At 63.5% G+C, this 13,953-nt stretch carries 13 protein-coding genes; 9 read left to right on the top strand and 4 right to left on the bottom strand.

Annotation, left to right across the window (positions count from 1 at the left end; all coding sequences use genetic code 11):
• Positions 1 to 125: 125 nt before the first annotated feature.
• On the bottom strand, positions 126 to 1,325 hold the full coding sequence (tyrS, locus tag ABE960_RS11175) for a tyrosine--tRNA ligase (RefSeq protein WP_349762346.1): 1,200 nt from the start codon (positions 1,323 to 1,325) through the stop codon (positions 126 to 128).
• 112 nt (positions 1,326 to 1,437) lie between these two features.
• Between tyrS and ABE960_RS11170 the strand changes: the two genes are divergently transcribed.
• Positions 1,438 to 2,568 carry an anhydro-N-acetylmuramic acid kinase gene (locus tag ABE960_RS11170; protein ID WP_349762345.1) on the top strand — a complete coding sequence of 377 codons (1,131 nt, stop codon included), beginning with the start codon at positions 1,438 to 1,440 and terminating at the stop codon, positions 2,566 to 2,568.
• 15 nt (positions 2,569 to 2,583) lie between these two features.
• On the opposite strand, the gene ABE960_RS11165 is transcribed toward ABE960_RS11170, so the two are convergent.
• Both ABE960_RS11165 and ABE960_RS11160 read right to left on the bottom strand, forming a co-directional pair.
• On the bottom strand, positions 2,584 to 3,726 hold the full coding sequence (locus ABE960_RS11165; protein WP_349762344.1) for a PilT/PilU family type 4a pilus ATPase: 1,143 nt from the start codon (positions 3,724 to 3,726) through the stop codon (positions 2,584 to 2,586).
• A 29-nt stretch (positions 3,727 to 3,755) separates the two neighbouring features.
• Positions 3,756 to 4,787 (bottom strand): type IV pilus twitching motility protein PilT, encoded by a 1,032-nt coding sequence (locus ABE960_RS11160; protein ID WP_349762343.1) that lies wholly within the window; start codon positions 4,785 to 4,787, stop codon positions 3,756 to 3,758.
• A gap of 63 nt (positions 4,788 to 4,850) precedes the next feature.
• Between ABE960_RS11160 and ABE960_RS11155 the strand changes: the two genes are divergently transcribed.
• The 5 genes from ABE960_RS11155 to metW all read left to right on the top strand — a co-directional run bounded on the left by ABE960_RS11155 (position 4,851) and on the right by metW (position 8,881).
• Complete coding sequence (locus tag ABE960_RS11155) at positions 4,851 to 5,555, top strand: YggS family pyridoxal phosphate-dependent enzyme (protein WP_349762342.1); 705 nt, start codon at positions 4,851 to 4,853, stop codon at positions 5,553 to 5,555.
• Positions 5,556 to 5,610: 55 nt separating this feature from the next.
• Entirely contained in the window at positions 5,611 to 6,435 is an 825-nt protein-coding gene (gene proC, locus ABE960_RS11150) for a pyrroline-5-carboxylate reductase (RefSeq protein WP_349762341.1), read from the top strand.
• Between the two features lie 62 nt (positions 6,436 to 6,497).
• Complete coding sequence (locus tag ABE960_RS11145) at positions 6,498 to 7,091, top strand: YggT family protein (protein WP_349762340.1); 594 nt, start codon at positions 6,498 to 6,500, stop codon at positions 7,089 to 7,091.
• 36 nt (positions 7,092 to 7,127) lie between these two features.
• Positions 7,128 to 8,285: a homoserine O-succinyltransferase MetX gene (metX, locus tag ABE960_RS11140; protein WP_349762339.1), complete on the top strand. Its 1,158-nt coding sequence runs from the start codon at positions 7,128 to 7,130 to the stop codon at positions 8,283 to 8,285.
• On the top strand, positions 8,285 to 8,881 hold the full coding sequence (gene metW, locus ABE960_RS11135; protein ID WP_349762360.1) for a methionine biosynthesis protein MetW: 597 nt from the start codon (positions 8,285 to 8,287) through the stop codon (positions 8,879 to 8,881). Before metX ends, metW begins: the two co-directional genes overlap by 1 nt.
• Positions 8,882 to 9,099: 218 nt before the next feature.
• Here metW and hisN read toward each other — a convergent pair whose 3' ends face one another.
• Complete coding sequence (hisN, locus tag ABE960_RS11130; RefSeq protein WP_349762338.1) at positions 9,100 to 9,891, bottom strand: histidinol-phosphatase; 792 nt, start codon at positions 9,889 to 9,891, stop codon at positions 9,100 to 9,102.
• A 228-nt stretch (positions 9,892 to 10,119) separates the two neighbouring features.
• On the opposite strand from hisN, the gene ABE960_RS11125 reads away from it, so the two are divergent.
• From ABE960_RS11125 to ABE960_RS11115, 3 genes are all read left to right on the top strand, one after another.
• Positions 10,120 to 11,127, top strand: coding sequence for an ABC transporter substrate-binding protein (locus ABE960_RS11125; RefSeq protein ID WP_349762337.1), 1,008 nt, complete (start codon positions 10,120 to 10,122; stop codon positions 11,125 to 11,127).
• 105 nt (positions 11,128 to 11,232) lie between these two features.
• The gene (locus ABE960_RS11120) at positions 11,233 to 12,261 is read left to right on the top strand and encodes an ABC transporter ATP-binding protein (protein WP_349762336.1); all 1,029 of its coding nucleotides are present in this window, start codon (positions 11,233 to 11,235) and stop codon (positions 12,259 to 12,261) included.
• A complete protein-coding gene (locus ABE960_RS11115; RefSeq protein WP_349762335.1) occupies positions 12,258 to 13,949 on the top strand; it encodes an ABC transporter permease subunit in 1,692 nt (563 codons plus the stop codon). The genes ABE960_RS11120 and ABE960_RS11115 overlap by 4 nt, the downstream gene beginning before the upstream one ends.
• The last annotated feature ends 4 nt before the right edge of the window (positions 13,950 to 13,953 follow it).

The following is a 13,953-nucleotide window of genomic DNA, read 5'->3' as shown; positions in this document are numbered from 1 at the left end:
TCTACCACCATCCACCGCCCGCAACGTGTGCCCGTCGCCGGCAGCGGATGCGTACTCTACGGATTTCACCGAAACGCTGCAAGGGCTCAAGGAGGAAAAACTTCACGACGACCGACTGGCCCGCCTCAACCGACGGTCACCCGGGCATAGCGCTTCTTGCCTGCCTGAATGACATAGCTCCTGCCGGTATCGAGCATATGGTCACGCTCGACCACTTCGCCATCCACCTTGACCCGGCCATTGCCCAGCATGTCCTTGGCCTGGGCGCTGTTGTTGGTCAGCCCCGAACGGTTGAGCACTGCGGCGATAGGCGCCTGGGCGCTGCCCTCGAAGTCGACCTCGACCTCGGGCAGATCCTCCGGAAGTTCTCCCTCGGCCAGCTGGTTGCCGGCGCTGCGGTGAGCGTTGGCGGCCGCCTCCTCGCCGTGGTAACGACCGATCAGCTCTCGAGCGAGGATCATCTTGATATCACGAGGGTTGGCACCGCCCTCGGCATCACGTCTGAGCGCCTCGATTTCCTCGTTGGGCTTGAGTGAGAGCAGCTCGAAGTAGCGCCACATCAAGCTGTCGGGCATGGAGACCAGCTTGTTGAACATCGCCCCCGGGGACTCATCGACCCCGACATAGTTACCCAGCGACTTGGACATCTTCTGCACCCCATCAAGCCCCTCGAGCAGCGGCATGGTGATCACCACCTGGGGCGACTGGCCGAAATGCTTCTGGACCTCGCGCCCCATCAGCAGGTTGAACTTCTGGTCGGTGCCGCCGAGTTCCACGTCGGCCTCCAGAGCCACGGAGTCGTAACCCTGCACCAGGGGATAGAGGAACTCGTGAATGGAGATCGGCTGGCCCGCGCCGTAGCGCTTGTCGAAGTCGTCCCGCTCGAGCATGCGCGCCACCGTGCTCTGGCCGGCGAGCTCGATCATGTCGGCCGCACTCATGGCCGAGAACCATTCGGCATTGAAGCGCACCTCGGTCTTCTCGGGGTCGAGGATCTTGAACACCTGCTCCTTGTAGGTCTGGGCATTAGCCTTGACCTCCGCTTCGGTAAGCGGCTTGCGCGTCACGTTCTTGCCGGTGGGGTCCCCGATGCGCCCGGTAAAATCGCCGATCAGGAAGATGACCTCATGACCCAGGTCCTGGAACTGGCGCATCTTGGTCAACAGGACGCTGTGGCCAAGATGCAGGTCCGGCGCCGTGGGATCGAAACCCGCCTTGATGCGCAACTTGCGCCCGGAGGCCAGTTTCTTTTCCAGCTCATTCTCGAGCAGGATCTCATGGGTCCCGCGCTTGAGCAGCGCCAGGGCGCCAGCTACATCGGTCATTGTCTCCTCTCCACTCAGCAGGCGGCCCGCTCCCGGCGGGCGCTGGATGTTCGAACGGTCGAGGATGTTACCATGTCCGACCATCCACGGTTGAGTCCGTCCGGGAGTCCCCATGAGCCTCTTCATCGGCCTGATGTCAGGCACCAGCCTCGACGGTATCGATGCCGCCCTCGTCGATATCAGCGCTGACGGCGTACCGAGCCTGGTCGCCACCCATGCCGAGCCGATGCCCGACCCCCTGCGCGACCTGCTGTGGCGACTCTGCCATGCCGATCGGGTGGCCTTTTCCGAGCTGGCGGCCGCCGAGGACGCCTTCTGCCGCCTGCAGGCCACCGCCGCCGAGGCGCTGATCGCCTCGAGCGGGGTGGTGCGAGGGGCCATCGCCGCCATCGGCAGCCATGGCCAGACCATCGAGCACGCTCCCTGGGGCCATGATGGCGGTCCGGCCTATACGCTGCAGCTCGACGACCCCAGCCTGCTCGCCGAGCTCACCGGCTGTGCGGTGGTGGCAGACTTCCGCCGCCGCGACCTGGCCGCCGGCGGCCAGGCCGCACCGCTGGCGCCGGCCTTCCATGAGGCGCTGTTCAGGGCGCGCGACGAATGGCGACTGGTACTCAACCTGGGGGGCTTCGCCAACCTCACGCTGCTGCCGCCTGCCGAGGATGCGCGCCCACCTCTGGGCTTCGACACCGGCCCGGCCAATGCCCTGATGGATGCCTGGCATGCCCGCCATCGCGGCGGCCGTTTCGATGCCTGCGGCGCCTGGGCGGCCTCGGGGCGGGTCGACGAGGCCCTGCTGGAACGCCTGCTGGACGAGCCCTTCTTTCACCGCCCACCGCCCCGCAGCACCGGCCGCGAGGTGTTCCATCTTGACTGGCTGGAAGGGCATCTGCAGGGAGGAGAGTCACCGGAGGATGTGCAGGCCACCCTGGCCGAACTGACCGCCGCCAGCGTGGCGCTGGGCGTCGAGATGGCCCGGGAACGGTTCGCTGCCCCGCCGGCCGCGCTGCTGATTCCCTGTGGCGGTGGCGCCCACAACCCGGACCTGCTGGCTCGCCTGGCCCGCCGGTTGCCAGAGACCCCGCTGGTGGCCGGAGACGACTGGGGCTGGCCCGCCGACTGGCTGGAGGCCGGGGCCTTCGCCTGGCTGGCCGAACGACGCCTGGCTGGCCAGCCGGGCAACCTGCCCTCGGCAACCGGCGCCGCCGGCCCTAGAGTGCTGGGCGGGCTCTACGCCCCCTGAGCGCGAGCAGATGCGTCAGAAGTCATCTTGACCGCGCAGGGAGAGGTGGCTGGCCGCCTCCTGGGCCCCGGACACCCCCTCTCCGCTCTCATCTCCGTACTTGATCATCATGCGCAGATCGTTGGCCGAGTCGGCGTGCACCAGCGCCACCTCCTCGGTGATCTTTCCTGCCTTGAAGAGATCGTAGAGCGCCTGATCGAAGGTCTGCATGCCGAGATCCCGCGAGCGCGTCATGACGTTCTTGATCTCGCTGACCTCGCCCTTGCGCACCAGGTCACCGATCAGCGGGGACTTGAGCATGATCTCGATCGCCGGGCAGCGCCCGCCATCCACCGTGGGCAACAGCTGTTGGGCGACGACGGCCCGCAGATTGAGCGAGAGATCGAGCCATACCTGGGAGTGACGCTCGATGGGGAAGAAGTTGATGATGCGGTCCAGCGCCTGGTTGGCGTTGTTCGCGTGCAGGGTGGCCAGGCAGAGATGGCCGGTCTCGGCGAAGGTCAGCGCATGCTCCATGGTCTCCCGGGTCCGCACCTCACCAATCAGGATCACGTCCGGCGCCTGGCGAAGAGTGTTCTTCAGGGCCACCTCGAAGGACTCGGTGTCGATGCCCACCTCGCGCTGGTTGATGATCGCCTTGCGGTGCGGGTGCACGTACTCGATGGGATCCTCGACGCTGATGATGTGGCCACCCAGGGTCTCGTTGCGCTGCTGAATCATCGACGCCAAAGTGGTCGACTTGCCGGTGCCGGTCCCCCCGACCACGAATACCAGGCCGCGCTTGTTGTTGGCCAGCTCACCGAGCGTAGGGGGCAGCGAAAGCTCCTCAAGGTGAGGGATATCAAAACCGATACGCCGAATGACCATGGCCATCTGGTTGCGCTGCTGGAAGGCGCTGACACGAAAGCGCCCCTTGTCCTTGAGGCTCAATGCGAAGTTGGCCTCATGCTCTGTCTTGAAACGCTCCATCAGCAACTCGGGAATCGAGACCCCGACCAGTTCGGTGACCTGCGCCGCGCTGAGCCCCTGATCGCCCAGCGGAGTAAGCTGACCGGCCATCTTCAGGGTGGGCGGCGCGTTCACCGAGATCAGCAGATCCGACGCCTCCTTCTGCACCATGATGTCCAGCAACTGGTAGAGCCAGTCTTTCGCCGTCATGTCCCTGCCCTCCTTGTAGTTGACCGTACTCAGCCCAGCACGCCCTTGGCCTTCGCCTGGGCTTCGTCGCGCGCCACCGTGTTGTCGGTGACCAGACGCGACAATGCGGAATCCATGGTCTGCATGCCGAGGTTGCCGCCCGTCTGGATCGCGGAGTATATCTGCGCCACCTTGTCCTCACGAATCAGGTTTCGCACCGCCGCCGTGGCCACCAGAATCTCGTGGGCCGCTACCCGACCGCCGCCCTGTCGCTTGAGGAGGGCCTGGGAAATCACCGCCTGCAGCGACTCGGAGAGCATCGAGCGCACCATGGACTTTTCATCACCGGGGAAGACGTCGATGATCCGGTCGATGGTCTTGGCCGCCGAGGTGGTGTGCAGGGTGCCGAACACCAGATGGCCCGTCTCGGCCGCGGTGAGGGCGAGCCGGATGGTCTCCAGGTCACGGAGCTCGCCGACCAGGATGATGTCAGGGTCCTCGCGCAAGGCACTGCGCAGGGCCGGGGCGAAGCCATGGGTATCGCGATGCACCTCGCGCTGGTTGACCAGGCAGCGCTTGCTGCGGTGAACGAATTCCACCGGGTCCTCGATGGTGAGGATGTGCTCGAAGCGGTTGTCGTTGATGTAGTCGATCATCGCCGCGAGCGTGGTGCTCTTGCCCGAGCCGGTAGGCCCGGTCACCAGCACAAGGCCACGAGGCAGCATCGAGAGCTGGCGGAACACCGGGCCCATGCCCAGGTCCTCCATGGTCAGCACCTCGGTGGGGATGGTACGAAATACCGCCCCTGCGCCCCGGGCCTGGTTGAAGACGTTGACACGGAAACGGGAGACCCCCGGCACCTCGAAGGAGAAGTCGGTTTCGTAGAACTCCTCGTAGTCGCGACGCTGGCGGTCCGCCATGATGTCGTAGATCAGCTTGCGGACCTCGCGGTCCTCCATGGCCGGCACGTTGAGACGGCGAATATCGCCATCGACACGAATCATCGGCGGCAGACCCGCCGAAAGGTGGAGGTCCGAGGCTTTCTGTTTTGCCGAGAATGCCAGCAGTTCGGTAATATCCATGCGTTTCCCCTGCTCCCGGGATAAGGTTCCCTTCTGTATGTCCAGTATGACAGACCCTACGACATGACGGACCTGATACTTTCCGAGTCGCTGGCCAATGCCCGCGCCCGGCTCGACGAGGCGCTCTCCGCCGCGGGCCGACCCGCTGGCGCCGCCCGGCTGCTGGCCGTCAGCAAGACCAAGCCGGCCGCCATGATCCGCAAGGCATGGCAATTGGGCCAGCGCGAGTTTGGCGAAAACTACGTCCAGGAGGCCCTCGACAAGCAGGCCGAGCTGGCGGACCTTGACGCCATCGTCTGGCATTTCATAGGGCCGCTGCAATCCAACAAGACCCGCGACGTTGCCGAACACTTCTCCTGGGTGCATAGCGTAGACCGTGAGAGGATCGTCCGGCGTCTGAATGATCAACGCCCCGAGGCACTCGGGCCGCTGGACATCTGCCTGCAGGTCAACATCAGCGACGAGGCAAGCAAGTCCGGCGTCTCCCTCGACGCCCTGCCGGGGTTGGCCGAGGTCGTGCTGACCATGCCTCGACTACGCCTGCGCGGCCTGATGGCGATCCCCTCCCCGGCCGAAGGGCTGAGCGCCCAGCGCGCTCCCTTCGCCCGGCTGCGCGAGGCGCTTGAAGACCTTCGCGAGCGCTTTCCCGAGGCGCCTCTGGACACCCTCTCCATGGGCATGAGCGCCGACCTGGAGGCCGCCGTGCTGGAAGGCGCCACCATGGTGCGCCTTGGCACCGCCATCTTCGGTGAGCGCCAGACCCGCTAACCCTGCCCTCGCCGGTTGCCGGCCGAGGCTCTCCACCATCAGAAGGACAGATCCCATGGCCAGCAAAGTCACCTTCATCGGCGCCGGCAACATGGCCGGCGCCATCATCGGCGGGATGATCGAGAGCGGCTTCTCGCCCGACGACATCACCGCCACCGCTCCCAGCGACGACTTCCTCGCTCCGCTGCGCGAGCGGCTGGGCATCCGCACCGATACCGACAACGACGCGGCCGTCGCCCAGTCCGACGTGGTGGTGCTGGCGGTGAAGCCGCAGATCATGCGCGAGGTGTGCGAGAAGATGCGTGATGCCGTCCAGGCACGACGGCCGCTTATCGTCTCGGTGGCGGCGGGCCTGCCTGCCGAGACCCTCGAACACTGGCTCGGCGGCAACCTTCCGCTGGTGCGCTGCATGCCCAACACCCCCGCCCTGGTCGGCGCCGGGGCCGCCGGCCTCTTCGCCAACGACAAGGTCGACGAGGCCCAGCGCCGTCTCGCGACCGAGCTGATGGAGTCCGTGGGCCTGGTAGAGTGGGTCGAGGACGAGGCCCTGCTCGATGCGGTCACCGCCGTCTCGGGTAGCGCTCCGGCCTACTTCTTCCTGATGTTCGAGGCCATGGAGCAGGCCGGCGTGAAGCTGGGACTGCCCTCCGACACCGCCCGGCGACTGGCCATGCAGACGGCGCTGGGGGCGGCGAAGATGGCGCTTTCAAGCGACAAGCCGCCGGCCGAGCTCAAGCGCAACGTGATGTCGCCGGGCGGGACCACCGAACGGGCCATCGAACACCTGGAAGATGCCGGCCTGCGGCGGATCATGGCCGAGGCCATGACCGCCTGCGCCGACCGCGCCGGCGAAATGGCCGAAGAACTCGGCAAGCGCTGACCCGCAGGCCGCCACGCGCCTGTGTGAACACGACCACGTTTCAAGGACATGGAGGAGCCCCGATGGGCAGCCAAATGGGAAGCGCCGGCCTGCTGCTGGTGAACACCCTGATCAACATCTACATCTTCCTGCTGATGCTGCGCTTCCTGCTGCAGGCGTCTCGGGCCGACTACTACAACCCCATCAGCCAGTCGGTGGTCAAGATCACCCAGCCGGCGGTGCGTCCCTTCCAGAGTTTCCTGGGACCGGTGATGGGCCGCTTCGACCTTGCCACCCTGGCCACGGCCTTCGTGATCAAGGCGGCCAGCATCTTCCTGATCCTGCAGATCGCCGGCTTCGGCATGGCCCCGATCGCCGGCGTGGCTATCGGCTCCGTGGCCGCCATCGCCAACGCCATTCTCAAGATCTACTTCTTCGCCCTGATCGTGATGATCATCCTCAGTTGGGTGGCGCCCCAGGCCAGCCATCCAGGTGCCCTGCTGGTGATGCAGCTGCTTGAGCCGATCATGGCACCGGTGCGCAGGGTGATCCCGCCGCTGGGCATGATCGACCTGTCACCCATCGTGGTGTTCATCGCCATCAGCCTGATCGATGGTATCGTGGTGAGCTCGCTGACCCGCGCCGCCGGCATCGCCGGGGCCCTGGTCGGCCTCTGACGCTGGCCCATCACAACGACTGGACACGACAGACCGATGCCCGAGTTTCCCCACGATTCGGTCGGCCTGGTGACGCCCGAGACGGCGCACTTCGACGACCCCCTGGTCCTGGCCTGCGGCAGGACGCTGCCTACCTATGACCTGGTCTATGAGACCTACGGCACCCTCAATGCAGAGCGTTCCAATGCCATCCTGATCTGCCATGCCCTATCCGGTAACCACCATGCCGCGGGCTTCCACTCGCCGGACGAGCGTAAGCCCGGCTGGTGGGACTCGCACATCGGCCCCGGCAAGTCGATCGATACCGACCGCTTCTTCGTGGTCTCGGTGAACAACCTCGGCGGCTGCCACGGCAGCACCGGCCCCACCAGCGAGAACCCGGAGACGGGGCGCCGGTGGGGGCCGGACTTCCCGATCATGACGGTGAGCGACTGGGTACACAGCCAGGCGCGACTGGCCGACCGGCTGGACATCGAGTGCTTCGCCGCGGTGATCGGCGGGAGCCTGGGCGGCATGCAGGTGCTGCAGTGGACCCTCGCCTACCCCGAGCGCATCGCCCATGCCGTGGTCATCGCGGCGACGCCGAAGCTGTCGGCCCAGAACATCGCCTTCAACGAGGTGGCCCGCCAGGCGATCCGCTCCGACCCCGACTTCCACGACGGCTGGTACGCGGATCACGGCACGGCGCCGCGCCGCGGGCTCAAGCTCGCCCGCATGGTGGGCCATATCACCTACCTGTCCGAAGATGCCATGGGCAGCAAGTTCGGCCGCGACCTGCGCACGACCGACCTCAACTTCGGCTTCGACGTGGAGTTCCAGGTGGAGTCCTACCTGCGCTACCAGGGTGACACCTTCTCCACCTCCTTCGATGCCAATACCTACCTGCTGATGACCAAGGCCCTGGACTACTTCGACCCGGCCGCGGCCCATGACGGCGACCTGGCCCGGGCACTCGCCCCGGCGGCCTGCCCGTTCCTGGTGGTCAGCTTCACCACCGACTGGCGCTTCCCGCCGCCGCGCTCCAAGGAGCTGGTCAATGCCCTGGTGCGCGCCGACAAGTCGGTCAGCTACGTCAACATCGACTCGTCCCACGGCCACGATGCCTTCCTGATGCCCGAGCCCCGCTATCAGGCGGTGTTCGCCGCCTTCATGAACCGCGTGGCCGGGGACCTCGGCCTGGAGGGTCAATCATGATGCGTGCCGACCTCACGCTGATTCACGAGTGGATCCCCGAAGGCGCCCGGGTGCTGGACCTCGGCTGCGGCGAGGGCACGCTACTGGCGACGCTGGCCCGAGACAAGCGAGTCACCGGCTATGGCCTGGAGATAGATCCGGACGGCATCACCGCCTGCCTGGCGAAGGGCGTCAACGTCATCGAGCAGAACCTCGACGAGGGGCTGGCCAACTTCGAGGACGACGCCTGCGACCTGGTGGTCATGACCCAGGCACTGCAGGCGCTGCGCCGCCCCGACCTGATGCTCGACGAAATGCTCCGCGTCGCCGGCGAGTGCATCATCACTTTCCCCAATTTCGCCTACTGGCGCCATCGCGCCTACCTGGGCTTCAAGGGCTACATGCCGGTCTCCCGATCGCTGCCTCACGCCTGGTACGACACGCCCAACATCCACCTGTCGACCTTCAACGACTTTGAACGCCTGTGCCGCGACAAGGGTCTGAGCATTGTCGACCGGGCGGTGGGCATCGGCGACCACGAGGGCCACTGGACCTCGCGGTGGTGGCCCAACCTGTTCGGCGAGATCGCCATCTTCCGGGTCGCCCGTCGGCCGTGATCCCGGAAGGGCCTCTGACGAGATTCCCAGAGGGAGAACAGGCGATGATGCCGCAGCTCTGGTTAATGAACCGCCCCGTCGCGACATCGGCCGATGGAAGCAGCAGCGGGCTCGATCGAAGCAAGAGCAGTACCCTGGCCGGGGCAAGGTAGAACACCCGTCACGGTGACGGGACAGACCAGACCTCACTTGCGGCGTGTGGTGCACACACCCTGCGCCTACGCGCCTATCGTCTCGAGAACCTCCGCATGAAGCTCTGGCGTCGAGGTCGCCACCACGTAGCCGTCCGAGCCGAGATGCAGACGCTGTCCCTGCCAATCGGTAATGACGCCACCCGCGCCCTCGATGACGGGCACCAACGCCATGAAGTCGTAGGGCTGCAGGTTCATTTCCATTACGACGTCGATGTGGCCCGAAGCCAGCAGTCCGTAACAATAGCAATCCCCACCATAGCGTCGCATGGCAGAGAGGCTGCTGACGCGGTCGAACACCTTCAGACCGGCTGCATCGAAATTGTCGGGTGAGGTGGTGTAGGCCAGCGCATCGGCCAGCCCCGTGCAGGTGCTGGTGTGGCAGGCGACCCTGTTGAACTGGGTCGCTTGACCGTCTCGACCGATCCATAGCTCTCCCGTGGGCGGGATCGAGATCACACCCAGGACAGGGCGTCCGTCTTCGAGCAAAGCGATCAGGGTGCCGAAGATGGGCATGCCGGTGACAAAGGACTTCGTGCCGTCGATCGGGTCGAGAACCCAGACATGCTTACTGTCCAGATGGCTTGCGCCATGCTCTTCACCAAAGATCCCGTGGCCGGGATAGGTCTTCTCGATCAAGGCCCGCATTGATGCTTCGATGGATCTGTCGGCATGCGTTACCGGCGACAGGTCCGCCTTCTGTTCCACTGGGATATTCCGTCGGAAATACTCCATTGCCATGGGGCGCGCCAGATCGGCGAGCTCGCACGCGAAACTTGCCAAACCACCGGATTCCGTCTGCTCTGTACTTGGCTTCATGGCTCTTCCTCACCTCGGACTTCATCTGCCCCGTTTAAAAAAACAGTAGACAAAACGCAAAAAAACGCAAGACTACATAAATATACCCAAATCGCTTTGCCGCTTCGGGCAGCGAGGAGGGCAAGCAAAACCAAGACACGACATTGGGCCGTCTGTCTGCCGGGGCCAAGATGATGGTTTCGGCGCAGGGATGGCATATCGGACACAAGAACAAATGGAGAGGGAATGATGAAAAACTGGATCTACAACATTGGGCTGTCGACCCTTGTCATGGGCGCGGCGACCACCGCATCGGCTGGGTCGCTAACGATTTACACCGCGCTGGAGGAAGAAGAAGTTGCGGGGTATGTGGCCGCCGCGGAGAAAGCGTTGCCGGATGTCGAACTCAACGTGCTGCGGTTATCTACCGGCAAGCTGGGCGCGCGCATCCTGGCCGAGGCCGACAACCCCCAAGCCGATGTCATCTGGGGCTGGGCCGTGACCGCGATGATGGACCCGCGCATCCTGGACATGCTCGAATCCTACAAGACCAAGGGGGTCGAGGTGCTTGGCGATGCGTTCCGCGACCCGCAGGATCGATGGTTTGCGCCCATCGGTTACATGGGGGCGTTCTGCGTGAACACCGCGCGCCTTGAGGAAAAAGGGCTGACGATGCCTACCAGTTGGAAGGATCTGGAAGACCCTGCCTTCAAGGACGAAATTCTGATGCCTGATCCGAACTCATCAGGCACGGGCTACCTGCACGTCAACGCCGTCCTGCAATCCATGGGCGATGAGGCCGGTTGGGCGCAGCTCGAGGCCGTGGATCCCAACATGGCGCAATATACCTCCTCGGGGTCGAAGCCGTGCAAGTCGGCACGCGTGGGTGAGTACACCGTCGGCATCTCGCTGGCCTTCACCGCGATGCAATCCATCGAGGAAGGGTATCCTCTCGCCATGGTATTTCCCGAAGGCGGCGTCGGCTACGAGCTGGAAGCCTCCGGCCTGATGGCCAGCAGTGACAACAAGGCCGATGCCCAGAAATTCCTCGACTGGACCTTGTCGGAAGAGGCCACCGACCTGTACAGCGAATACAAGGCACTGATCACTATCCCGGGCGTCAAGAGCAAGGCCGCGACCCCCGAGATGGGGATGCCCGACGACATTGGTGACATCCTTGCCGATGTCGACTTTGCCGCCTCTGCCGATCGACAGACGGCGATCAAGAAGACATGGAAGGAAAAATTCGGGCGCTAACCCGGATGCGTGGTGCAAGGTGATCTTGCGAGGATCCATGCCTAGCGTGGCTGGTGCCAGTATGGGCACCAGCCACTGCGACCTCGAAAAAGAGAAACCCCAAACATGTATCTTACAGCCCGAAACGTTACCAAGAAATTCGGTGGTTTCACTGCGTTGGACAATGTTTCGATTTCCATTGCGAGTGGCGAATTCGTATGCCTGCTCGGGCCCAGCGGGTGTGGAAAGACAACGCTATTACGACTGATCGCCGGATTGGCCGAATTGGACGAGGGAGCTATTCGCCTGGAAGAGGAAGACCTGTCGCGAACCCCCGCGCGCAAGCGGGGGTTCGGCATCGTGTTCCAATCCTATTCGCTGTTCCCGAACATGACGATCGCGGAAAATATCGGTTATGGCCTGAAAATCCGCAACACACCGGCAGCCGACATCGCCGCGCGGGTTGCGGAGCTTCTGGAGCTCATCAAGTTGCCGCAGGCTGCCGACAAGTTTCCCGGACAGCTCTCGGGAGGACAACAACAACGCATCGCACTGGCAAGAGCCATCGCCGTGGAGCCGCGCGTCTTGCTCCTCGATGAGCCGCTGTCGGCGCTCGATGCCAAGGTGCGTGGCGAGCTGCGCAGCGAAATTTCGCATTTGCAGCGCCAACTGGGCATTCCCACCCTAATGGTCACCCATGATCAGGAAGAAGCGCTGGCGCTTGCCGACAAGATCATCTGCATGAACCAGGGCACGGTAGTCCAGACAGGCAGCCCCGAGGACCTCTACAACCGGCCCGCCACTCGCTTCGTGGCGGATTTCATCGGTACAAGCAATCTTATCGAAACCGCGCGGGCGCGCGAGGTTCAACCGGATCTGCTGGAAACTCGCCCCGAGGGAGCGGATGCCGCCTATGTCGCCTGCATCCGTCCTGAGCACATCATTCTGAGGCCTGATACCAATGGGCGGGCGACCGTGCGTTCGGTCATCTTCCTGGGCAACATGTGTCGTGTCGAAGTTGACGATCCTCTCGGTTTGCTGACCGTCGAAACCCATGGAGGGGAGAGCTATCGCGAGGGCGAGACGGTGGACCTATCCATACCGCGCGAGATGTGTACATGGGTCGCCGACGATGTCAGCGAGGCGGCGTCATGATCGCGCGCAACGCCATCACCGCTAGGAGCGGAGCTGCCCGGCGCCTTGATGGCGACCGGGTGCTGACATGGATCTGCGTGGGCCTGCCTACGCTCGGTCTAATACTCTTCTTCGTCTATCCGATGCTTATCGTGTTCGTTAAATCGATTACGGACCTCGATGGCGCCTATACCTTGGGAAACTATTCCGAGGTTCTGAATTCCGCCGGTTTCTGGCGCGCCACCCGCCACTCCATGGTGATGGGACTCTCGACCACGGTGATCAGTGTGGCCCTGGGCTTTATCATCGCACACGGATTGCATCGCTGTTCATTCCGGGGAAAGTGGCTGATCAGGGGCGCCATCGTCCTGCCGCTTCTGGCACCGTCGCTGGTTCAGGCGCTCGGCCTGATCTTTCTTCTGGGACGCAATGGACTGGTCAATCGCTTTCTTGGACTGGAACTGGACATCTACGGGTTCTGGGGGCTGATGATCGCCAATACCCTGTATGCCCTGCCACAGGCCGTCATGATCATCGGTGCGTCGCTGGTATTGCTTGATGCACGCGTTTATGAGGCCGCAGAGGTGACAGGCGCGACGCCATTGCAGCAATTCCGGGATCTGACGCTGCCGGCTTCACGGTTCGGCGTGTTGAATGCTGCTTTCGTTGTGTTCATCATCACCATTACCGATTTCGGCAATGCCGCGGTGATCGGCGGGGACTATTCGGTCCTTGCCACCGAAATCTATGCACAGGTTATCGGACAGCGCAATTTCAACATGGGTGCGGTCGTGGGGATCATGCTCTTGTTGCCTACCGTCGCGGCCTACTACATTGAGCGCCAGGCAATGAAGCGCCAACAGAGCACGAAAGCAGGGGATACGCAGCCTTTCGTACCGAGCTTCAGGCCGCTTCGCGATCTTCCCATGGCTGGACTTTGCTTCGCGGTATGTACTGCAATCGTGGCGATCCTCGGCGTCGTCATTTTCGCCAGCTTCGTGCATCTGTGGCCCTACAATTACTCCCTTAGCCTGCGGCACTACGACATCACCCTCGCGGGAGGATATTCATCGCTCTGGATCACCATTGTCATTTCCGTGATGGCGGCGACCGGAGGGACACTGGCCGTGTTCCTTCTCGGCCTGGGGATGCGCCGCATCGCCGACAGGGTCGCGGGCCCCTTGCAGGTGTTGGCGGCCATGCCGGCCGCCGTGCCCGGCATGGTGCTGGGTCTGGCCTATATTCTCACCTTCAATTCCACGGCAACGCCACTCTACCTGCTCTATGGCACAGCCGCGCTAATCGCCATCGTGAACTTCTACCATTATCATACACAGGCTTTCCTGACGACGATGACCGGCTTTCGACAACTCCCCGGCGCCTATGAGGAAGCGGCCAGCAGCCTGGGGGCGGGAATGGGGCGCATTGCCATCAACGTGATCGCGCCTTTCATCGCGCCGATGCTGATCTCGGTCTTCTTTTTCATATTCATGCGCTCAATGGTCACGCTCTCGGCTGTCGTGTTTCTCACCACCCCGCAACTCAACGTTGCCGCCGTTACCATCATGCGGCTCGACGATGCAGGGCTCACCTCTCAGGCTGCTGCTTTCTCTACCTGCCTAATGGCTGTCGTCATGGCAGCATTGCTGGGCATGAAGGGAATACTGGCCTATTATCGACGCAGAAAACCATTTGATACAGCAGGTTAGATCA

It is taken from the genome of Halomonas aquatica, assembly GCF_040196335.1.
Taxonomy (GTDB): domain Bacteria; phylum Pseudomonadota; class Gammaproteobacteria; order Pseudomonadales; family Halomonadaceae; genus Halomonas; species Halomonas aquatica.
This window is presented reverse-complemented; position numbering and strand designations above follow the sequence as displayed.

Excerpts from the sequence above, each read along its gene's own strand:
- ABE960_RS11120 (WP_349762336.1), top strand. The coding sequence starts at position 11,233 with ATGTATCTTACAGCCCGAAACGTTACCAAGAAATTCGGTGGTTTCACT.
- ABE960_RS11155 (WP_349762342.1), top strand. The coding sequence starts at position 4,851 with ATGACGGACCTGATACTTTCCGAGTCGCTGGCCAATGCCCGCGCCCGG.
- ABE960_RS11160 (WP_349762343.1), bottom strand. The coding sequence starts at position 4,787 with ATGGATATTACCGAACTGCTGGCATTCTCGGCAAAACAGAAAGCCTCG.
- ABE960_RS11145 (WP_349762340.1), top strand. The coding sequence starts at position 6,498 with ATGGGCAGCCAAATGGGAAGCGCCGGCCTGCTGCTGGTGAACACCCTG.
- ABE960_RS11165 (WP_349762344.1), bottom strand. The coding sequence starts at position 3,726 with ATGACGGCGAAAGACTGGCTCTACCAGTTGCTGGACATCATGGTGCAG.
- metW (WP_349762360.1), top strand. The coding sequence starts at position 8,285 with ATGCGTGCCGACCTCACGCTGATTCACGAGTGGATCCCCGAAGGCGCC.
- tyrS (WP_349762346.1), bottom strand. The coding sequence starts at position 1,325 with ATGACCGATGTAGCTGGCGCCCTGGCGCTGCTCAAGCGCGGGACCCAT.
- ABE960_RS11115 (WP_349762335.1), top strand. The coding sequence starts at position 12,258 with ATGATCGCGCGCAACGCCATCACCGCTAGGAGCGGAGCTGCCCGGCGC.
- proC (WP_349762341.1), top strand. The coding sequence starts at position 5,611 with ATGGCCAGCAAAGTCACCTTCATCGGCGCCGGCAACATGGCCGGCGCC.
- hisN (WP_349762338.1), bottom strand. The coding sequence starts at position 9,891 with ATGAAGCCAAGTACAGAGCAGACGGAATCCGGTGGTTTGGCAAGTTTC.
- ABE960_RS11170 (WP_349762345.1), top strand. The coding sequence starts at position 1,438 with ATGAGCCTCTTCATCGGCCTGATGTCAGGCACCAGCCTCGACGGTATC.
- ABE960_RS11125 (WP_349762337.1), top strand. The coding sequence starts at position 10,120 with ATGAAAAACTGGATCTACAACATTGGGCTGTCGACCCTTGTCATGGGC.
- metX (WP_349762339.1), top strand. The coding sequence starts at position 7,128 with ATGCCCGAGTTTCCCCACGATTCGGTCGGCCTGGTGACGCCCGAGACG.